Raw genomic sequence first — 18422 nt, forward strand, 5'->3', positions numbered from 1 at the left:
TATGAAAATTCATTTTTTAGGAACCGCAGCTGCAGAGGGCTTTCCGAATGCATTTTGCCGCTGTGAGCATTGCCTTAAAGCACGCAAGCTTGGAGGGAAAAACATACGTACACGAACCTCCGCCATCATTGACGATGTCATCAAATTCGACTATTCGCCAGATTCTTATATGCAGGCGCTTCGCGACAACATTGATTTGGGCGCTATTGAGCACCTGCTTGTCACCCATACGCACTCCGATCATTTTAATGCTTATGATTTGGAATGTCGGAGAGCGGGAATTGCACACGAACTTCAGCATCCGATGCATATCTATGGGAATGATGCCGTGATGTACCATACGCGTGTCGCCATCGGACGCTTCGAAGGAGAAAGGTTTGCTTTTCATCTGCTGCGCCCATTCGAGACGATAAAGGTAGGTGATGCATTGGTTACACCGCTCCTGGCGGATCATGACCGTATGGAAACATGCTTGTTGTATGTGATCGAAAAGGATGGCAAAAAGCTGCTGTATGGACATGATTCGGGCTGGTTTCCAGAAGCTACATGGGCATGGTTAAAGGGGAAAAATCTCGATTGTGCTATACTCGACTGCACGCACGGATACACGGGGAATTCCCGAGATCGCAATCATATGTGTATTGAGACGGTACTTGAAGCTCAGCGTGAGTTTCGGAAAGAAAATATCTTGAAAGAAGAAGGGCACATCATCGTCACGCACTTTAGCCATAATTCCAAACTTCTTCACGATGAATTTGATAAAATTTTCAAACCCGCCGGGGTCGTGGTGGCCTATGACGGATTAATTTTTAATATCTAGAAATACAGCTGCTAATAGTCCCACTGTCTTTATAAAAAATTAACTATACAAAGGAGAGTCAAAAAGAATGATGAGAAAAATGGTAAGCTTATCTTTGATATCAATCATGTGTTTAGCGGTAACTGCCTGCGGTGGAGGCAATACAAACGGTAATACTACGGGGACTACTGCACCAACTAGTACACCAGCCGCATCTGCACCCGCAGTGAAAGAACCGATTAAGAATGAAAAGTTGATTGTATATACAAACGCGAATTCAGACGGCAGAGGTGATTGGTTAATTCAGAAGGCGAAAGAAGCCGGATATGAAATCGAAATTGTCGGGGCAGGCGGAGCAAATTTAACGAATCGCTTGATCGCCGAAAAAAACAATCCGGTTGCGGACGTTATCTATGGATTGAACAATATGCTATATGAAAATTTAAAGAAAGAAAAAGTTCTTGCCAAATATGCCCCTGCATGGGCTGGAGAAGTTGAAGCAGGCTTGAACGACACGGAAGGATATTACCACGGTTTGGTCAAGCAAGCCATTCTGATTGGCTATAATCCAAAGTCTTTTACGGCGGATACAGCACCGAAGGATTGGTCCGATGTGTATAGCAATCCGCAGTTCAAAGGTAAATATGAGACCCCCACTCAACTTGATCAAATTACGCCGCAGCTAATTGTGGCAAGCATATTAACCAAATACAAAGACGACAAAGGCCAATATGGGATTTCAAAGCAAGGCTGGGATGAAATCAAGAAGCTGTATGACAATGGCGTACCGGCTGTTAAAGGAGAAGACTTCTACCAAAATATGGTGAACGGAAAATCCCCGATTGGAGCCGTCGTTTCGGGCACTCTGCAGGCAAAAGAGAAACAATTTGGGGTTAAAGCGGGAATTGTAAGTCCAAGTAGTGGAGTACCAATGATTGTAGAACAAGCGGCCATTGCGAATGGAACCAAGAAAATGGAAACGGCGAAAAGGTTTATCGACTGGATCGGTTCGGCGGACGTGCAAGGACAATTTGCCGCACAGTTCAATGCCATGCCTGCAAATACGAAAGCTGCTACAAAAGCAAACAAAGATGTACAAAATCTTTATGCGTCAATTAAACCTATTGCTTTTGACTGGGTATTTGTTGCCGGAAATCTTGGGAAATGGGTAGAAAAAATTCAATTGGAAATTATGAAATAAGGTTTGATGATTGAGGCTGCATGGTAGGATATTCCAAGCATGCAGCCTGCTAGAATTAAAAAATACTTTTTACAGAGGGTAAAAATGATTACATTTAAAGATGTTCAAATTCATTTTGGCGATTTTCATGCCATTAAGAACCTCAATCTCAACATTAGAGAAGGAGAATTTTTCACGTTTCTCGGGCCGTCGGGATGCGGGAAAACGACTATTCTTCGGAGCTTGGTGGGATTTATAAATCCTACGAGTGGACAGATCCTGTTGAATGACCGGGATATCACTCAAGTGCCTATTGAAAAGCGTGAAATCAGCATGGTCTTTCAAAGCTATGCCCTGTTTCCCACGTTAAATGTATACGAAAATATTGCTTTTGGCATGCGGGTGAAGAAATTCTCTAAAGCCGAAGTAGATAAGCAGGTTAAAGAGATTGCCAGAAAAGTCGATTTAAGCGAGGAACAGCTTGTCAAAAAAGTATCCGAGTTATCAGGCGGTCAGCAGCAGCGTGTCGCTATCGCGAGGGCTCTTGTACTCAAGCCAAGCATACTCGCATTGGATGAACCTTTGTCCAATCTGGACGCCAAGCTGAGAGTGCAATTGCGTAATGAGTTAAAGGATCTTCAGAAGAAATTTGGGATCACTACGGTATATGTAACGCATGACCAGGAAGAAGCCCTGACTTTATCGGATCGAATCGCTGTATTTAACAAGGGAATTGTTGAACAAGTCGGTACACCGCGAGAAATTTACAATGCATCTAAGACGGAATTTGTTTGTAACTTTATAGGCGATATTAATCTGATTCAACCGGCGATTATTCATAACACTCCCTTAAAGGATTTAATTGACCCCACTAAGAAATCTTACATTCGAAACGAAAAAATTAGCCTAACACCAATAACTCCCAATAATAATGCCGTTCAACTAAAAGGGAAAATTGTGGATCAGGAATTTTATGGCATATACACAAAGTATTCGGTGGAGATTGCTGGCGGCGGGATACTGAAGACCGTTGAAACAGAAAAAGGGCATGACCAATACCAAACGGGAGATGAAATAGACATATATATGCATGCCGGCGATATTTTGCAGTACTAGGGGGTCACATTGTTGAACGTACAGAAAATTAAAAAAGCACGCTCGTCCGTCCCTTTATCAACATTGATTTTCTATGCTTTGATAGCATGGTTTGTCATCGCCTTTCTGATTTATCCGAATCTTAATGTTTATTACGAAATCTTTTTCGGTAAGGGAAATTTTTCATTTGAACCTGTTCAAAAACTGTTATCCTCCGCCCGTGCCATGAAAAGTTTGTACAACAGCTTTATTTTAGCTATTTCGCTTATCTTTACGGTAAACATTGTCGGGATTTTTTTGGTTCTAGTTGTCGAGTACTTTGATATCAAAGGCGCAAAAGTATTAAGGCTAGGTTATTTTACAACTCTCATCTACAGCGGCGTTGTGTTGGTATCCGGTTACAAATTGATTTACGGTGAAACGGGACTTATGACGAAAGTCTTGGCCTTTGTATTTCCTTCCATGGATACGACGTGGTTCCACGGCTATTGGGCTGTTCTCTTTGTCATGACATTCGCCTGTACATCCAATCATGTCCTTTTTCTAAGCAATGCTATGCGTAAAGTGGATTTTCAAACGATCGAAGCAGCGAAAAACATGGGGGCATCGAGCTTTTATATTCTGAGACGTGTCGTTCTTCCCGTTTTAAAGCCAACTATTTATGCGCTGACGATCCTCCTCTTTCTTACAGGATTAGCGGCAACTTCGGCGCCTCTGATTTTGGGGGGGACGGAATTTCAAACCATTACGCCTATGATTCTTGCCTTCGCCAACAGCACTTATTCGAAAGATTTGGCCGCACTGCTCGCGCTCGTTCTCGGATTGGCAACAATGCTTTTGCTTTCAATCATGATTCGGTTTGAAAGAAAAGGAAATTTCATGTCAGTATCCAAAGTTAAATCCGAAATGGTTAAACAAAAAATTAATAATAAGCTTGCGAATGTGCTTACCCATGCTGCGGCATATTTTCTGTTTCTGATCTATATCATCCCGGTCATTCTCATTATAGCTTTTTCCTTTACAGATGCCCAAAGCATTGCAAAAGCATCGATTTCCTTCGGCAATTTGACATTAAGTAATTACATCCATGTGTTTTCTAGTCTTTCCGCTTTTAAACCATATCTGGTAAGTGTCAGCTATGCAGCGGCAGCATCAATTACCGTCGTGGCCTTGGCATTAATGGCTTCCCGGATCTTGCATAAATATAAGAACACCTGGACCAATATGCTGGAGTATTCCCTGCTGATCCCTTGGATGCTGCCTTCAACATTAATTGCAATCGGCCTGATTGTCACCTTTGGCACACCGAGGCTTATTATTGGCAATAACGTGTTGGTCGGATCCGTATGGTTGCTTTTCATTGCCTATGTGATCGTTCATATTCCATTTACCCTTCGTATGGTGAAGGCATCCTTCTTCAGTCTTGACAGTAATCTAGAGGATGCAGCCAAAAATCTGGGCGCCAAATCCTTTTATACCTTCAGAAGGGTCCTTCTGCCCATCATTCTTCCATCCACGCTGGCAGTCCTTGCGTTGAATTTCAACGGGATATTGGCGGATTATGACTTGACGGTATTTCTGTATCACCCTCTGTACCAGCCGCTTGGAATCGTTATTAAAAATAGCACAGACGCAGATGCGGTAGCTGATACAAAAGCGCTGACTCTGGTCTATTCTGTCATTTTGATGATTATGTCTGCCCTTACCTTATATTTTGTATACGGTAGAAGAAGTAAGGGCTAGTGTCAACATATCTTGTCCAAATGAAAGGGAATAGCGGCGCTTGAAAATGACAAAACCTTCCTACTGATAAAATTCGATAATATGTGTCCTTGAATAATGAGCAAAACCCCTACGATAAACCGTAGGGGTTTTGAGTTTTTTATGTATCCGAATAATAATTTATTATTGTTATTCGAGTAGGCGAATGAAATACATTTGCCTTTTCTATGTCTTATAAAAATGACTCAAATATGCAGATGGTGATTCCCCAATTGTTTTTTTAAAGACCCTACTGAAATAGTAAGGATTTTTATATCCTAATCTCTCACTAATCTCAGATACATTGAGAGAAGTGTTTCGCATCCAATCGATCGCTTTGTTTATTCTTAATTTCGTATGTGCCTCAATAATGCTCAGTCCTGTTTGAGTTTTAAAGGTTGCGGATACGTAACTATAATTTAAATTCAAATGGCTGCTTAGCTTCTCAGAATCAAAATCCTCGTTTGTATGCTGTTTAAGAAAATTCATAACTCGCCCAGCAACAGCTTCCCCTTTCCCTACGTTTTTTGTAGATTTGCTCCATGCCTTCGTCGCTTTATGAAGTTCCAAAAACAACTGATACACTTGAATGCTTAGTTGGACCATACCATGTTCCGTAGGTTTGCCAAAGTCCGTCACTAACATTTGTAATTTGTTTTCTAATGTTCGATGAAAAGGCGAAGTTCCATGCTTTGGCATTGGGAATCGGTAGGCATAGTGATCAGGATAAAAGAAATCAATTTCGGGTAAAGGGGATTGCTCTTTATAGGAAGAGTGGTCATATACAGGTGAATTAAAGTGTACCCAAAACCATGAAGTTCCTGGCAATGTTTCAGGGCGTCCCCAATGATGAAGTCCTTTTTTCAGAAACAAGTGTTCCTGTTCATTAATGATATAATCCGTGGTTCCCTCAACGACTTGCATGCTGCCTTTGGTCACAAAAACAAAAACGTCGAAGTCCAATATGCGATCGTGATGGGTATATAGATCGTCAACCTGGTTCCAGCCGATATCTCGTACCATAGGAAATCGATCACCGAATAGATAAACTAACGAATCTATTTTTTATTCCTCCTTTCAAATTAACATTAGGATATACCCAAAGAAAGTATATGTAAACTATTGTTTTGTGCATTCTTATCAATACTTATTAGAGTTTAAAATATTCTAAAGATACAAAAAAATGGAGGTATACCTTTGAGTATAACAAAAATGAATGAATATCCAGTAGGACGAGTTAAATTGTCCGTGGGACCACTGACAGCACGCTTCGAGCTGAATAAGAAGTATGTCTTAAGCTTAACAAATGAAAATTTACTTCGTAATTTCTATCTGGAATCCGGTTTGTGGAGCTACAGTGGAAATGGGGGGACGACAAGCGCGACTACTACGAGTATGGACGGACCCGAACATTGGCATTGGGGATGGGAATCACCCACATGCGAATTGAGGGGCCATATGATGGGGCATTGGTTATCTGCAGCAGCTCGTATATATGCGCAAACCGAAGATTTGCTGGTTAAGGCTAAAGCGGATTACATCGTCCAAGAATTGGCGCGTTGTCAGGAGGCGAATGGTGGCGAATGGCTTGCCGCATTCCCAGAGTCTTACATGAACAGAATAGCCAAAGGAAAGTATGTCTGGGCACCGCATTACACGATTCATAAGCTTTTGATGGGGCTATACGACATGTATACAATTGGTCAAAATAAACAAGCACTCGATCTAATACGTGGTTTGGCATCTTGGTTTTACCGCTGGACGGGGCAGTTTAGCCGAGAACAAATGGATGACCTCCTTGATTTAGAAACAGGCGGGATGTTGGAGGTATGGGCAGATCTGTATGGTGTAACGCAAGATGAAACACATCTTACATTAATCCATCGTTACGATCGCCGTCGTTTTTTTGACGCATTGTTGCGGGGACAAGATGTATTGACCAATAAGCATGCGAATACGCAGATTCCTGAAATTTTGGGAGCCGCTAGAGCGTGGGAAGTAACGGGAGAGGAGCGTTTTCGAGAGGTCGTGGAGGCGTTTTGGAGTTGTGCGGTTACGCATAGAGGATACTACTGCACTGGGGCTGGGGATGATGGTGAATTATGGATACCCCCGGGTCAAATGGCGGAGAGGATGGGCGTAGGGCAGGAACATTGCGTTAACTACAACATGATGCGGCTTGCGCATGTGCTGCTCAGATGGACCGGTGAACCCGAATATGCAGACTATTGGGAGAGAAGATTCTATAACGGAGTTCTTGCTCACCAGCATGGAGAAACAGGCATGATCTCGTATTTTCTGGGAATCGGCGCAGGGAGTCATAAGAAATGGGGATCGCCTACCCAGCATTTTTGGTGCTGCCATGGTACGCTTGTACAAGCGAATGCATCTTATGACCAGCAGATTTTCATGGAGGATAAAGAGGGAGTGGCCGTGTGCCAGTGGCTTCCAGCTGAAGTTAATCTGAAACTAGAGGATACTGCAATTACCATTAGTCTTAAGCAGGACGGGCAATATGGTGTCTATCCTTTGAATAATTGGAATGTTAAGGGCATGACGGCTATAACGAAGATTAATATGCCACCTATACCTGTACATCGACCGGACAGATTTATATATAGTTTGAAGATAACCTGTGACAAAGCTACTGAGTTTACTTTAAAACTTAGAGTACCTAGATGGGTAAAAGATGAGCCAATTATTTACGTGAATGGCGTCCAACTGACTGATCCAGTAAGACCACAATCATTCATTGAAATTCGTAAATCGTGGAGCAATGGGGATCTCGTACAAATCGAGTTTCCGAAGTCTTTGACAACCGAGCCACTTCCTGGTGTAGAAGATATGGTAGCTTTTATGGATGGGCCAATCGTATTGGCGGGGTTGATTGAGCGTGAACATAGATTGGTTGGGAATCCATCATTGCCAGATACAATGCTCGTTGCGGATCGTGAAAGAAACCACAGCTGGTGGAATATTGGCTACTATCGAACGAAGGGGCAAGAAAAGGGAATACGATTCATTCCTCTCTATGAAATAAAAGATGAGACATACACGGTTTATTTTCCGGTTGATCAGATCCAATAATAAGAGCGGCTTCTTCCGACAACGGCATCCGTATGGGTGGCGTTTTTTCTCATATCTTAAAAAAGCGCACTTCCATGTTAAATTTCATCGGTAGTATCACGTGCGAATTCTGTTAAAATAGACTTATTCTAAAACGAAAGCATGAGGCGGGTCACAGATGGCATCGAACCCTTTTCGGCTGCACAAAAGCATTTTTGCCAAATTTACACTCTCTTTCATTTCGGTAGGTCTCATCCCACTGCTCATTCTAAGTTATATTTCCCTGCAGACGTTCAGCGGCTTCATGGAGCGTTATGCGACGAATAACTATGAGCAAATGCTGCTGTTTGCGAGCCGAAATGTGGATGATATGTTTGTCAAATATAACAACATTTCCAAACTCATGTACTCCTACGGGGTTGGCGGGCTCTATGGCCAATTGGGACAAGCAATTGCAGCGCAAAGCAAGGAAAAAGACATCAGATTAACGATGACAATTAACGATTTCTTGCAAACGGTGTTGTATACAGAACGTAATCTGCAAAGTGTCTTTTTTGTTCTGCCGAACGGGACTTTTGAAAGCCTATCTAAGAACAATGTTGCTCTGGATTACCAATATCCATATCCAAAGGTCGAATGGAAAGAGCAGACGAAGCTCAATCGTAACGGACTCAGCTTTTTCCCGACACACAAACAGGATTATTTTCTTGGGGCTACGGATCCAGTGATGACGTTTGGCCGCAACCTTACGGATGTACTGGGTTCATCCAAGGTTGAAGGTGATATTGTCGGTACCTTTTACATGGACGTGGGACTTGGTGTGTTTACTGAGATTTTTAAACAGATGGTCCTGAATAAACAAGATACAGTCTATGTCGTAGATAATCAGGGGATTATCTTATACAGCAATCAATTAGAGCTAATCGGTACGGTTTTCCACGCCAATACGTCGGATGATTTCTTACATCTGCAACAGGCAACAGCAGAGAATAACATCCAAATTGTCGGTGAGTTTTATAAAAAAGAACTGTTTCTCAAGGTCGAACAGCTCATACGGACGATTACGATTGTCATTGGCCTGTGTATCGTTTCGTTGATTGTGGTAGCAGTTTGGTTCTCGAATCGCTTTTCTAATCCGATTCGTAGTATTACGCGAGAAATGGCGAAGGTGGAATCCGGTAATTTCGATACGAATGTAACCGTGAAGACAGCGGATGAGTTGGGGCTTCTTTCTCATGGCTTTAATAAAATGGTAGGGCGACTGAAGGAATACATTGACGTGGTGTATGTTGCGCAGATTAAGCAGAAGCAAGCTGAACTGAACGCATTGAAAAGCCAGATCAGGCCGCATTATTTGTACAATACGCTGGAAGTGATTCGGATGAGCGCTGTTGCGGAAGATGCGAACGAGGTGGGCGATATGATTTTGTCATTATCACATCAGCTCAAGTATGTACTCGATTACGGTGAAGAAACCGTTACAATCAAGTCAGAGAAGACGAATGTGGAGCAATACTTTCAATTGATGGTGATCAGGTACGGCGAGCATAGGCTAGGTTTAGACTTCCGGTTCGATGCGGACTTAATGGACTGTGCGATTCCGAAGCTGTCCCTGCAGCCGATCGTCGAAAACGCCATTTATCATGGTATTATGCCAAAGTCAGGGAAAGGTACGATTCGCATTTCAATTGAAAAGCTACCAGATAACCTGCTTAGTGTCACGGTGGACGACGATGGCGTAGGGATGAGTGAAGATACACTTGAACGGGTTCGGCTAAAGTTGGCTAAGGGCAGCTCGCTAGATATAGGGAGCAGTATAGGGCTAATTAATGTCCATGAGCGCATTGTGGCGCTTTATGGGCATGGTTATGGCGTAGAGATCAACAGCAGCCAACATATTGGTACTACTGTCCGTTTAGTCATTCCGTTAACGAAAGAGGTGAGCGTCCGTGTTGAACGCCATTCTAGCTGATGATGAACCGATCATTATCAAAGGATTAAAAAAGCTCATTCCATGGGAAGAGCTAGGCATTACGATCGTAGGTGAAGCGATGACCGGCAGAGGTTTGATGGAGCAGATTGAACTAAAGCGGCCTGATCTCGTCATCACGGATATTAGCATGCCGGACGGTTCGGGCATCGATGTGATCAAGGAGGTACAACGGCGGCAGTTGCATACGAAAATTATTTTCGTCAGTGCGTATCAGGAGTTTTCCTATGCCAAGGATGCGTTAGCCTTCGGTGCGGTCGATTATTTGGTGAAGCCGATCGAGAAGAGTCTGCTGCTCGAGGCGGTAGGGAAAGCGATGACGCAGCTGAAGGAAGCGAATGAAGACCAATCCTCCAAAGGTAAACTGGCCGTTTATGAACAAAAAGATAAGAAGACGCAGCTCGAGGAGCTATTTGACAGGCTTACCCAAGGAGATATTCGGTGGGAGGAAGCACAGCGCAAGCTTCAGGCCTTGAATACGCAGTTTATGGACCCATGTTTCAGCGTGCTGTATGTTGAGCTTGTTCATGTACAGTTACAGGATGGCAGATGGGGGGAGCATGAGAAGCGTCTAGTAGTGTTTGCGGTATCCAATTTAGTAGATGAGCTGATCCAACTTTATGGCAGCGGTCTCGTCATTCGAAAAGGCGAAAATTTATGCGTCATTGTGAATCACATGCGTGTTGAGGATGATTTGCAGCATCTTGCGAGCGAAATGCGGGATAAGATTTTATTTTATCTTAAAATTCATGTGACGATCTGTATCGGAATGCCGGTGCTCAGCCTGCAGGACATTAAACAGTCCTATAACTCGGCTGTTGAGACGATGAACTATAGCTATTTTGAAACGGAAGGGACGATTCTGTCCTGGTCACAGACTGAACGGAGTGGCAGATCAGATCATCTTTTGGCAGATACCAAGCAGGCCGTGATTAAAGCGGTCGTTGCCAAGGATAAGCAGTTGGTGCAGGAGCTGTTGGGGAGCTTCTTTGAGCAAGCAGCCAACAATGCCAATGGTCGCAAAGAATCCGCGGTATTAATGGCGTATGCCTTATTAACAGACTTGATGGAGGAAATGTTGGCAGTGGGGATCGCCCTTCAGGTGTCGCCGGAACAGCTGAAAGATTGGCAGCAGCAAATGCATCAATTTCACCGTTTTAGTGATCTTAGAGATTTCATAACGGATCGCATTTTGGACATACTGGAACAAGTAAGCACTGCAGGCGGTAGCCGCGAAGCGCAGCAGATGAAGATTATTAAGGAATATATTGAGGAGCACTATAGCGAAAATATCACTCTGGAAAGCATGGCTTCCCAAGTGTTTATGAACCCGTATTATTTTAGCAGCTTCTTTAAAAAGCACACGCATGAGAATTTTAAGCAGTACGTCACGAACATCCGGATGAAAAATGCAGTCCGATTGCTCTTGCAAACAGATCTGCTCGTTTACGAAATTGCTGAGCAGGTGGGCTACCATAATCCAAGGCAATTCAGCGACATGTTCAAGAAAAGTTATGGCAAGCTTCCGCAAGAATATAAGAGTCAAATCAAGGGGAACTAGTTAGGAATTTTAATTGTTCTGGGGAACAGCTTCTGCTTAGCTTCGTTTTGAAGCGTTGGCGAAAGCTGTTTTTTTATGTCGATTATCTCCAAAGCATGCGATCACATCTTCTTAAATTCATGCATATCGAGCTTAAAAAACTTCATTCTAAACGATTTGGGCGTATGTTAGTCTTAAATCAAGGAACAGAACAGTACCTGATGAGTCGAAGCACACAGCTTGAGTTGTTCACAAGAAGCTAGATATTAAAGGGAGGTTACTTTCAACCATGGTTAAAACATTTTCCAAAGTACTCGTAGGATCGACAGCATTAGCACTCATATTGGCAGGCTGCGGTAACAACAGTGATTCCGCAACTTCAACTTCAAGCGCCGCTCCAGCTGGCACAGCTGCAGCGACGACGGCTCCGAAGAAAGACGTAACATTCAGTGTCATTTATGCAACTGGTGATCCAGCGACCAAACAAGCAGTAGCGGATGCCATTGCTGCATACACGAAAGCAAACCCGAATGTAAAGATCAAAGATTTGAGTGAAACAACGACAGCTGCTTACCTAGACTTTTTGAAAACGAAAGATGCAGTTGGCGAATTCCCAGATCTTGTGGAAATGCGTGATACACAATTGTTCGCAGACGCCGGCAAGTTGGCTGAACTTCCCAAAGATCTACAAGGTTTGTTTGAAAGTGTGCCACAAGTAAACGGCAAGGTCTACAATGCGCCAATCTCGCTACCTGCACCCCAAGGGATTATTTACAGCAAGAAAGCTTACGCAGAGGCAGGCATTACAGATGAGCCTAAAACATATGCAGATTTCATCGCAGCTCAAGAAAAACTGAAAGCAAAAGGCATTTCACCGATCGTAGTCGGTGGTAAAGATATTTTCCACTGGGGCTTCTGGGTCAATAAATTCTTGATCGACGAAGTTTTCATCAATGATGCGGATTGGAACGCTAAGCGTTCTGAAGGTAAAGTGAGCTTTACAGATGCTGGTCCTGCGAAAGCGATGCAACTGATGACAGATCTGTTCACCAAAGGTTACGTGGACAAAGGTTACATGAGTACGGCGGATAATCAAACGGCTTCCATGCTCGTAACTGGTAAAGCAGCAAGCTTGTTCTCTGGTCCTTGGATGTTCCCAACGATCGCACAAGCGGATCCGAAATTTGACTTCGGCTGGTACCCTGTACCGGATCAAAAAGGTGTAGTAAACGTTGTTGGTCTTGCACAACCAGCAGGTTGGTCTTTATCAGCGAATGCAGCGAAAGATGCCGATAAAACAGCTGCCATCTCGGATTTCATCAAATTCTTCTTCAGCAAAGAGCAATATCCGAAATACTTGAAAGTTGCAAGCGCAATCCCATCAACAAAAGAAAAAATGAACTATGAAGCTTCCCCGCAATTGCAAGAAGTGTTGACGATGATGGCAGACCCGAATGTAAAGAAATCGCTTCAAATCAATAACTTCTGGGGAGCTAACCAAATCCCTCCGCAATTCCGTAACTGGTTCTACAAATCCGTTCAAGATTGGTTAGTAAAAGGTGATTTCAGTGCTGATTACTTGAAAAAAGCGGATGCTGAGTGGGACACTGAAGTGAAGGCAATGAAAAAATAAGAAATAAAAAGGCTGCAAACGGAGAACCTCTGCGTCACTTGCGGAGGTTTTCCTGCTACTGCCTTCAAAATTCAATAGGAGGCATAAGAGAATGAACACCATACAGCCTATTAAAAGAAAAAGAAAATGGCTAACCTTTTCCGTCGTGTTTCTTATTCCTGCACTGATCCTCTATACCTTGTTCGTCATGGTACCGACAGCGAGTAGTATCTACCTTAGCTTTACATCCTGGGACGGCGTTAGTCCGGATATTCGCTTCATTGGATTTGATAATTTCGTAGAGATGTGGCACAGTGAGCGCGTACATAATGCGCTGAAAAATACGTTAATCCTGTCCGTTGTCTTAGTTATTATAGAAAATGCCGTTGCCTTGCTGCTGGCGATGCTGGTAGATCAGGTGAAATGGTTCCGCAACTTGTTTCGCAGTATTTTTTACTTCCCGACGCTTCTCAGCGGGATTGTAATGGGATTTGTCTGGACGATTATTCTGAATTACAACTTCGGTGTAGTTACGCAATTGCTCGATAAACTGCATCTTTCCTTCTTGAATATTGATTGGCTTGGAAATCCGGATTACGCATTGATCGCTATCATTTTTGCAACTGTATGGAAAGGCGCCGGCTATTATATGATTATTTATTTGGCTGGTCTGCAAGGCATTCCGCCAGAACTGTCAGAAGCCGCAAGTATTGATGGAGCGAACCGCTGGCAGCAATTCCGCCACATCACGTTCCCTCTGCTGGCAGGTGCCTTTACGGTGTGCATGATGTTGTCGATGATTGCGTCCCTCAAAATATTCGATCAGATTGCCGTCATGACAGATGGTGGACCTGGTTTTGCTACCGAAACATTGACGTACATTATTTATAAAGTCGGATTTGGCGAACTACGACAAGGTTTTGGTACGGCGCTATCGCTTGTCCTCTTTATCCTGATCCTAATCGTATCACTCGTTCAAATTAAGCTGCTTCGCAGCAGGGAGGTGCAGTTATAAGATGAGAAAACAGAAAAGCATACTCGAGATTCTACTCTTTGCACTGACACTTATCCTTGCCATTATCTTCTTCTTCCCGATTTACTTCAGCTTGATTTCCGCTTTTAAAAGCAACGGTGCGATTATGCGGGATGCGATCTCGTTCCCGACCAGCTGGTACGTAGACAGCTTTGTGTATCTGTGGACCAAAACCGACTTCCCTAGAGCCATGGTAAACTCGATCATTTTAACCTTGAGCTCGATTGTCGCGATGATTGCGATTATCCCAATGGCCGCTTACGCGATTGAGCGGACGAATAAAAGATGGACGAATATGGTCTATATCTACTTTCTAGCGGGCATGATGATTCCCTTTCAAGTCTATATGATTCCACTGTTCAAAGAGATGAAAATGATGGGCTTCTACGGCAGCTTGAGTGGGCCAATTCTCATCTATATCTCCGGTTCGGTAGGATTCGGCGTGCTGCTTTATACAAGCTTTCTCAAAGGGGTGCCGCGTGAAATTGAGGAAGCAGCTGAAATTGACGGCTGCTCCAAGTACGGCATTTTCTGGCGCATTGTATTCCCGTTGCTAGGGCCGTGTACTGCGAGCTTGGTCGTGTTGAACGGTCTAGGCATTTGGAACGACTTCTTGATGCCAAGCTTGGTGCTGCCTTCGGATAAGCCTAAAACGATGATTGTTGAAATCTTCGGCTTCGTCGGCGAATATGCTTCCCAATGGGATATGGTATTTGCAGGTACCGCGATTTCAATTATCCCTGTTTTGATCGCGTTCATCGCGCTGCAGAAATACTTTGTCAAAGGGATTGCCGCGGGTGCAACGAAGGGCTAATCGTGTTCTAGTGTGGATCAATTAGCTCCAGATAACCAAAAAGCAGTCAAGAGGATATGCCTCTATGACTGCTTTTTATCGTTCTCGAAAGTCTACTCTTTTACAAATTCATTTCTATACTGACTTGGTGTGCATCCTGTCGCCTTTTTAAAAGCGCTGAAGAAGTGGCTTCTGGTTTGGAATCCTGTCTTGGATGCAATGACAGCTAACGTATCCTCCGTGTTGACGAGTAAATATTTGACCTGCTCAATACGCTGAAGCAAGATGAAATCGGCTAAAGTGACTCCTGTGGCCTCTTTGAAAAGGTGTCTTAAATAGCTGGATGAGAAGCCAAGATGGTCGGCGATGATATCCGTTGATAGGAGAGGGTCTTGTAAATGATCCTGCACATACTCAATGATTTCTTGAACCAGTTCCCCCTTGCGGCCGCTAATTTGATTCTGGCTGAGGGACTCCATGATACTGAAGATTTCTTGTTCGATCCAAGTTTGTGCTTCAGCGAGTGAAGAAAATCGATCTGTACGGAACTCTTCCAAGACGGAATCCTTCATCGTTGTGACCTTATTAAATGCTTTATATAAGCTATAGACGATCATTTGTAATTGGAACAAGCACTCTGAGTAGGAAATATGCTTTAGTTGGACCAGTAATCGGTCTAGTAGCGCAGTAGAACGTTCCGCATCATTCTGCTTAATCGCTTGGATCAGTTCGTTTAAAGCACTTTGATCCGGATAGATTTGTTCTTGTTGGAAGCTCTCTTCCAAGTCAGCGTCACAATAAATCTTATTCTCCCCATTAAAAAATTTAAGGAGCGATAGCTCATACACATCTTGATAGGATTGGCGTAAGTTATCCTGGATAGATAAGGTACTGCTCAAAGCGAGGGAGGTTCGAATTTGCAGCCATTTTTCGATTTTGATTCCTACGTTTTCTAAGAATTCTTTCATATCTGGTTGACTTCTATTCTCGGTGAAGTCACGGGCACCCAACAATAAAACGATATGATCACTGCCCATATCAACGGATTCACACGTGTAATCTGCTTCGTGAAAGATTTCTTGTGCAATATTGCCCATGGCATATTTTAGCAGCTTTCGTGAGTTGTAATTATACGTATCTACGAAATACTTGTAGGTTTCAACCCGTAAGATGGCTAGATAAAGGTGTTCGCATGCCAATAGCGGAGACACTTCGTTACGAATATTTCCTTCAAGCTTTGTACCCTGCAGCAGCCATTGGCGTAGGAATTCTTCTTTCGCAATATGGCGATAATCCTTGAGTGAATGATTCATATCCTGAAGAGAATCCATGAGATATGTAAATCCACTTCGAATAATGTCCGCATCAGCACCGGATTGTTGAATCGAATGAAGACCAAGCTTATTTTGCAATTCCTCGGATAGTTTACGAAAAGGACTTAATGTTCGGCGTGAGCTCCAAACGAATAATAGCAGCATGAGGATCATGAGAACGATACACCAAAAGGCTAATTTCTGTTTGAAAGAATCAATGTTTTGAGTCAAGTAGCTTTCATCGACAACAAAATGCATGATCCATTTTTCAATCGGCAGCTCGGCAGATGAAATCTTTCTTTGATCTTTACCAAGTGAATATGCAATGGGTTGAAACGGCTTGTCCGGAACTTGATAGTAGTTATCCGTAAGCTCAACATTCGAAATGCTCTCACCAAGCATTAATTGTTTATTTTTATCCGTAATATTGATCTGTAAACCAACGGTATCTTCATTCTGCAGCAGGAACTTTTGGAGCTGATCTTTATTCAGCAGAATGACTAAGTAGCCAGAATTCGTTGACTGTGTGTTTGGCATGATCATTCCAATAAAGGACTCATTGCCGACCGTATGATTGAAATAGGAAATGTAAGAGGGACGTTCCTCTAGAATTTTTCGAATTATTCCTTGATCTTGAAAAGTATTGAAATCCTGCAGGCTCGTTGAGGTGTCTATAATTTTACGCGTTTTCGTATTTACCAAATAGATGGAATGGATGAAAGGTTGTAGGGATGCGAAGCGGCTAGCTGCATTGAAAGCATCTGCATCACTGAGTGGATCTCGCTGATCCGTGATAAGCCAATAGCTAATTGCGGTATCCTGATAGGTGCTTACGCCAAACGAGCGGATATGATCAAACGTAAATAAGGTGTTTTGATAAGAATGCCGCATTTTAGCTAAAGAGAAGGTGTTGACGTCAGCAGTTGCTTGCTTGGAATATTCGTAAGACATGAATAAGGTAAATGTAAGTAAGATCATGAATAACAGGCTGAGCATTGGCAACAGCAGAGGCATTTTGATCCGAGTTATGATTTTCATGAGTATCCCCCTATAGTAGCTAACTTCTATTATAAGAAAGGTAGTTACTTCATGAAAGTACTTATTCTGCTTCGTTGTATTCAATATGGCTATTCGCATCTGTACAGCCATTTGAAGGACTGAATCGTCAATCTTCTGACTTTACCAGTCCTTACTCAGCGAATTATGATGAGCACATCGACAAGAGCTACCATTACAACAAAAAAGGTTTGAGGTGATTAACAGATGGGTTTCTTCACAGAAATCAGAAAAAATGTCGATCTCTACATATTGGCATTGCCTGGTCTTCTATTTCTACTTATTTTCGCTTACGTCCCTATGTCGGGCCATTTGCTCGCGTTTAAGAAGTATCAACTTGCCAATGGGATATGGGGAAGTCCCTGGGTTGGATTTGATAATTTCAAATTCTTCTTTCAAGGTCATGATTGGATTCAGGTAACCTTCAACACATTGTTCCTAAATGGTTTATTCATTATCTTCAGTTTACTCGTCTCTGCAAGCATTGCGATTTTCTTAAATGAGATTCGTGTGAAGTTGTTTAAAAAACTAGCACAATCCATTATATTCCTGCCCTATTTCATCTCATGGTTAGTGGTTAGTTTAATGGTGTTTGCGATCTTAAATACAGGTGATGGCTTGCTGAACAAGTTCCTAATCACCATGGGACTGCCCGAAGTAGCTTGGTTCCAGAAGTCGGGTGCTTGGCCCGCCATCTTAACCATCATCTATGTGTGGAAATTTGCAGGCTATTACTCGGTTATTTTCCTAGCTTCTATTACTGGAATCTCATCCGATTATTATGAAGCAGCCCAAATTGATGGTGCATCACGGTTTCAACAAATCATCCACATCACAATTCCGTTACTTAGACCGATTATTATCATGCTTGCCTTACTGGGTGTCGGTCGGATCTTCTATGGCGACTTTGGCATGATTTATGGAATCGTTGGTGACAACGGAGTCCTCTTCTCGACAACGGATGTCATTGATACGTATTCGTTCCGTGCCTTGCGTCAGCTAGGGAATTTCAGCATGTCGGCAGCCGTTGTTTTTTATCAATCTATTATGGGATTGATTTGTATCCTCGTGTTTAACGGATTAGTCCGCAAAATCGATAAAGATTCAAGTTTGTTCTAGGGGGTTAACCGTTTGAATGATAATCTGAAGAACCGGTCGTTGGGTGAAAAAACATTTGGACTGGG

Annotated in this window: 13 protein-coding genes; 11 read left to right on the plus strand and 2 right to left on the minus strand. The window is 43.0% G+C overall.

The genetic code is table 11. The features are described from left to right. The first annotated feature begins 1 nt into the window (after position 1). From ACSQ8P_RS11715 to ACSQ8P_RS11730, 4 genes are all read left to right on the plus strand, one after another. Positions 2 to 820 (plus strand): MBL fold metallo-hydrolase, encoded by an 819-nt coding sequence (locus ACSQ8P_RS11715; RefSeq protein WP_436235325.1) that lies wholly within the window; start codon positions 2 to 4, stop codon positions 818 to 820. Positions 821 to 887: 67 nt separating this feature from the next. Beyond that, a complete protein-coding gene (locus ACSQ8P_RS11720) occupies positions 888 to 2000 on the plus strand; it encodes an extracellular solute-binding protein (protein ID WP_436235326.1) in 1113 nt (370 codons plus the stop codon). An 84-nt stretch (positions 2001 to 2084) separates the two neighbouring features. Further along, positions 2085 to 3095: an ABC transporter ATP-binding protein gene (locus ACSQ8P_RS11725; RefSeq protein WP_436235327.1), complete on the plus strand. Its 1011-nt coding sequence runs from the start codon at positions 2085 to 2087 to the stop codon at positions 3093 to 3095. Between the two features lie 12 nt (positions 3096 to 3107). Next, entirely contained in the window at positions 3108 to 4817 is a 1710-nt protein-coding gene (locus ACSQ8P_RS11730; RefSeq protein WP_436235328.1) for an ABC transporter permease, read from the plus strand. A 204-nt stretch (positions 4818 to 5021) separates the two neighbouring features. On the opposite strand, the gene ACSQ8P_RS11735 is transcribed toward ACSQ8P_RS11730, so the two are convergent. Then, a complete protein-coding gene (locus ACSQ8P_RS11735; RefSeq protein WP_436235329.1) occupies positions 5022 to 5759 on the minus strand; it encodes a helix-turn-helix domain-containing protein in 738 nt (245 codons plus the stop codon). 273 nt (positions 5760 to 6032) lie between these two features. Here ACSQ8P_RS11735 and ACSQ8P_RS11740 point away from each other — a divergent pair, with 273 nt between their 5' ends. The 6 genes from ACSQ8P_RS11740 (at position 6033) to ACSQ8P_RS11765 (ending at position 14890) form a co-directional block, all read left to right on the plus strand. Next, positions 6033 to 7922 carry a beta-L-arabinofuranosidase domain-containing protein gene (locus tag ACSQ8P_RS11740; protein ID WP_436235330.1) on the plus strand — a complete coding sequence of 630 codons (1890 nt, stop codon included), beginning with the start codon at positions 6033 to 6035 and terminating at the stop codon, positions 7920 to 7922. 157 nt (positions 7923 to 8079) lie between these two features. Beyond that, positions 8080 to 9873 carry a cache domain-containing sensor histidine kinase gene (locus tag ACSQ8P_RS11745; protein WP_436235331.1) on the plus strand — a complete coding sequence of 598 codons (1794 nt, stop codon included), beginning with the start codon at positions 8080 to 8082 and terminating at the stop codon, positions 9871 to 9873. Continuing rightward, a complete protein-coding gene (locus tag ACSQ8P_RS11750; RefSeq protein WP_436235332.1) occupies positions 9851 to 11452 on the plus strand; it encodes a response regulator in 1602 nt (533 codons plus the stop codon). The genes ACSQ8P_RS11745 and ACSQ8P_RS11750 overlap by 23 nt, the downstream gene beginning before the upstream one ends. A gap of 268 nt (positions 11453 to 11720) precedes the next feature. Beyond that, positions 11721 to 13064 (plus strand): ABC transporter substrate-binding protein, encoded by a 1344-nt coding sequence (locus ACSQ8P_RS11755; protein ID WP_436235333.1) that lies wholly within the window; start codon positions 11721 to 11723, stop codon positions 13062 to 13064. A gap of 91 nt (positions 13065 to 13155) precedes the next feature. Then, positions 13156 to 14058 carry a carbohydrate ABC transporter permease gene (locus ACSQ8P_RS11760; RefSeq protein WP_436235334.1) on the plus strand — a complete coding sequence of 301 codons (903 nt, stop codon included), beginning with the start codon at positions 13156 to 13158 and terminating at the stop codon, positions 14056 to 14058. Between the two features lies 1 nt (position 14059). After that, the gene (locus tag ACSQ8P_RS11765) at positions 14060 to 14890 is read left to right on the plus strand and encodes a carbohydrate ABC transporter permease (RefSeq protein WP_436235335.1); all 831 of its coding nucleotides are present in this window, start codon (positions 14060 to 14062) and stop codon (positions 14888 to 14890) included. A 92-nt stretch (positions 14891 to 14982) separates the two neighbouring features. On the opposite strand, the gene ACSQ8P_RS11770 is transcribed toward ACSQ8P_RS11765, so the two are convergent. After that, positions 14983 to 17220, minus strand: coding sequence for a helix-turn-helix domain-containing protein (locus tag ACSQ8P_RS11770; RefSeq protein ID WP_436235336.1), 2238 nt, complete (start codon positions 17218 to 17220; stop codon positions 14983 to 14985). A 225-nt stretch (positions 17221 to 17445) separates the two neighbouring features. Between ACSQ8P_RS11770 and ACSQ8P_RS11775 the strand changes: the two genes are divergently transcribed. Beyond that, complete coding sequence (locus ACSQ8P_RS11775; RefSeq protein ID WP_436235337.1) at positions 17446 to 18357, plus strand: ABC transporter permease; 912 nt, start codon at positions 17446 to 17448, stop codon at positions 18355 to 18357. Positions 18358 to 18422 lie beyond the last annotated feature (65 nt).

It is taken from the genome of Paenibacillus sp. LjRoot153 (assembly GCF_964253085.1).
Classification (GTDB): Bacteria; Bacillota; Bacilli; order Paenibacillales; family NBRC-103111; genus Paenibacillus_E.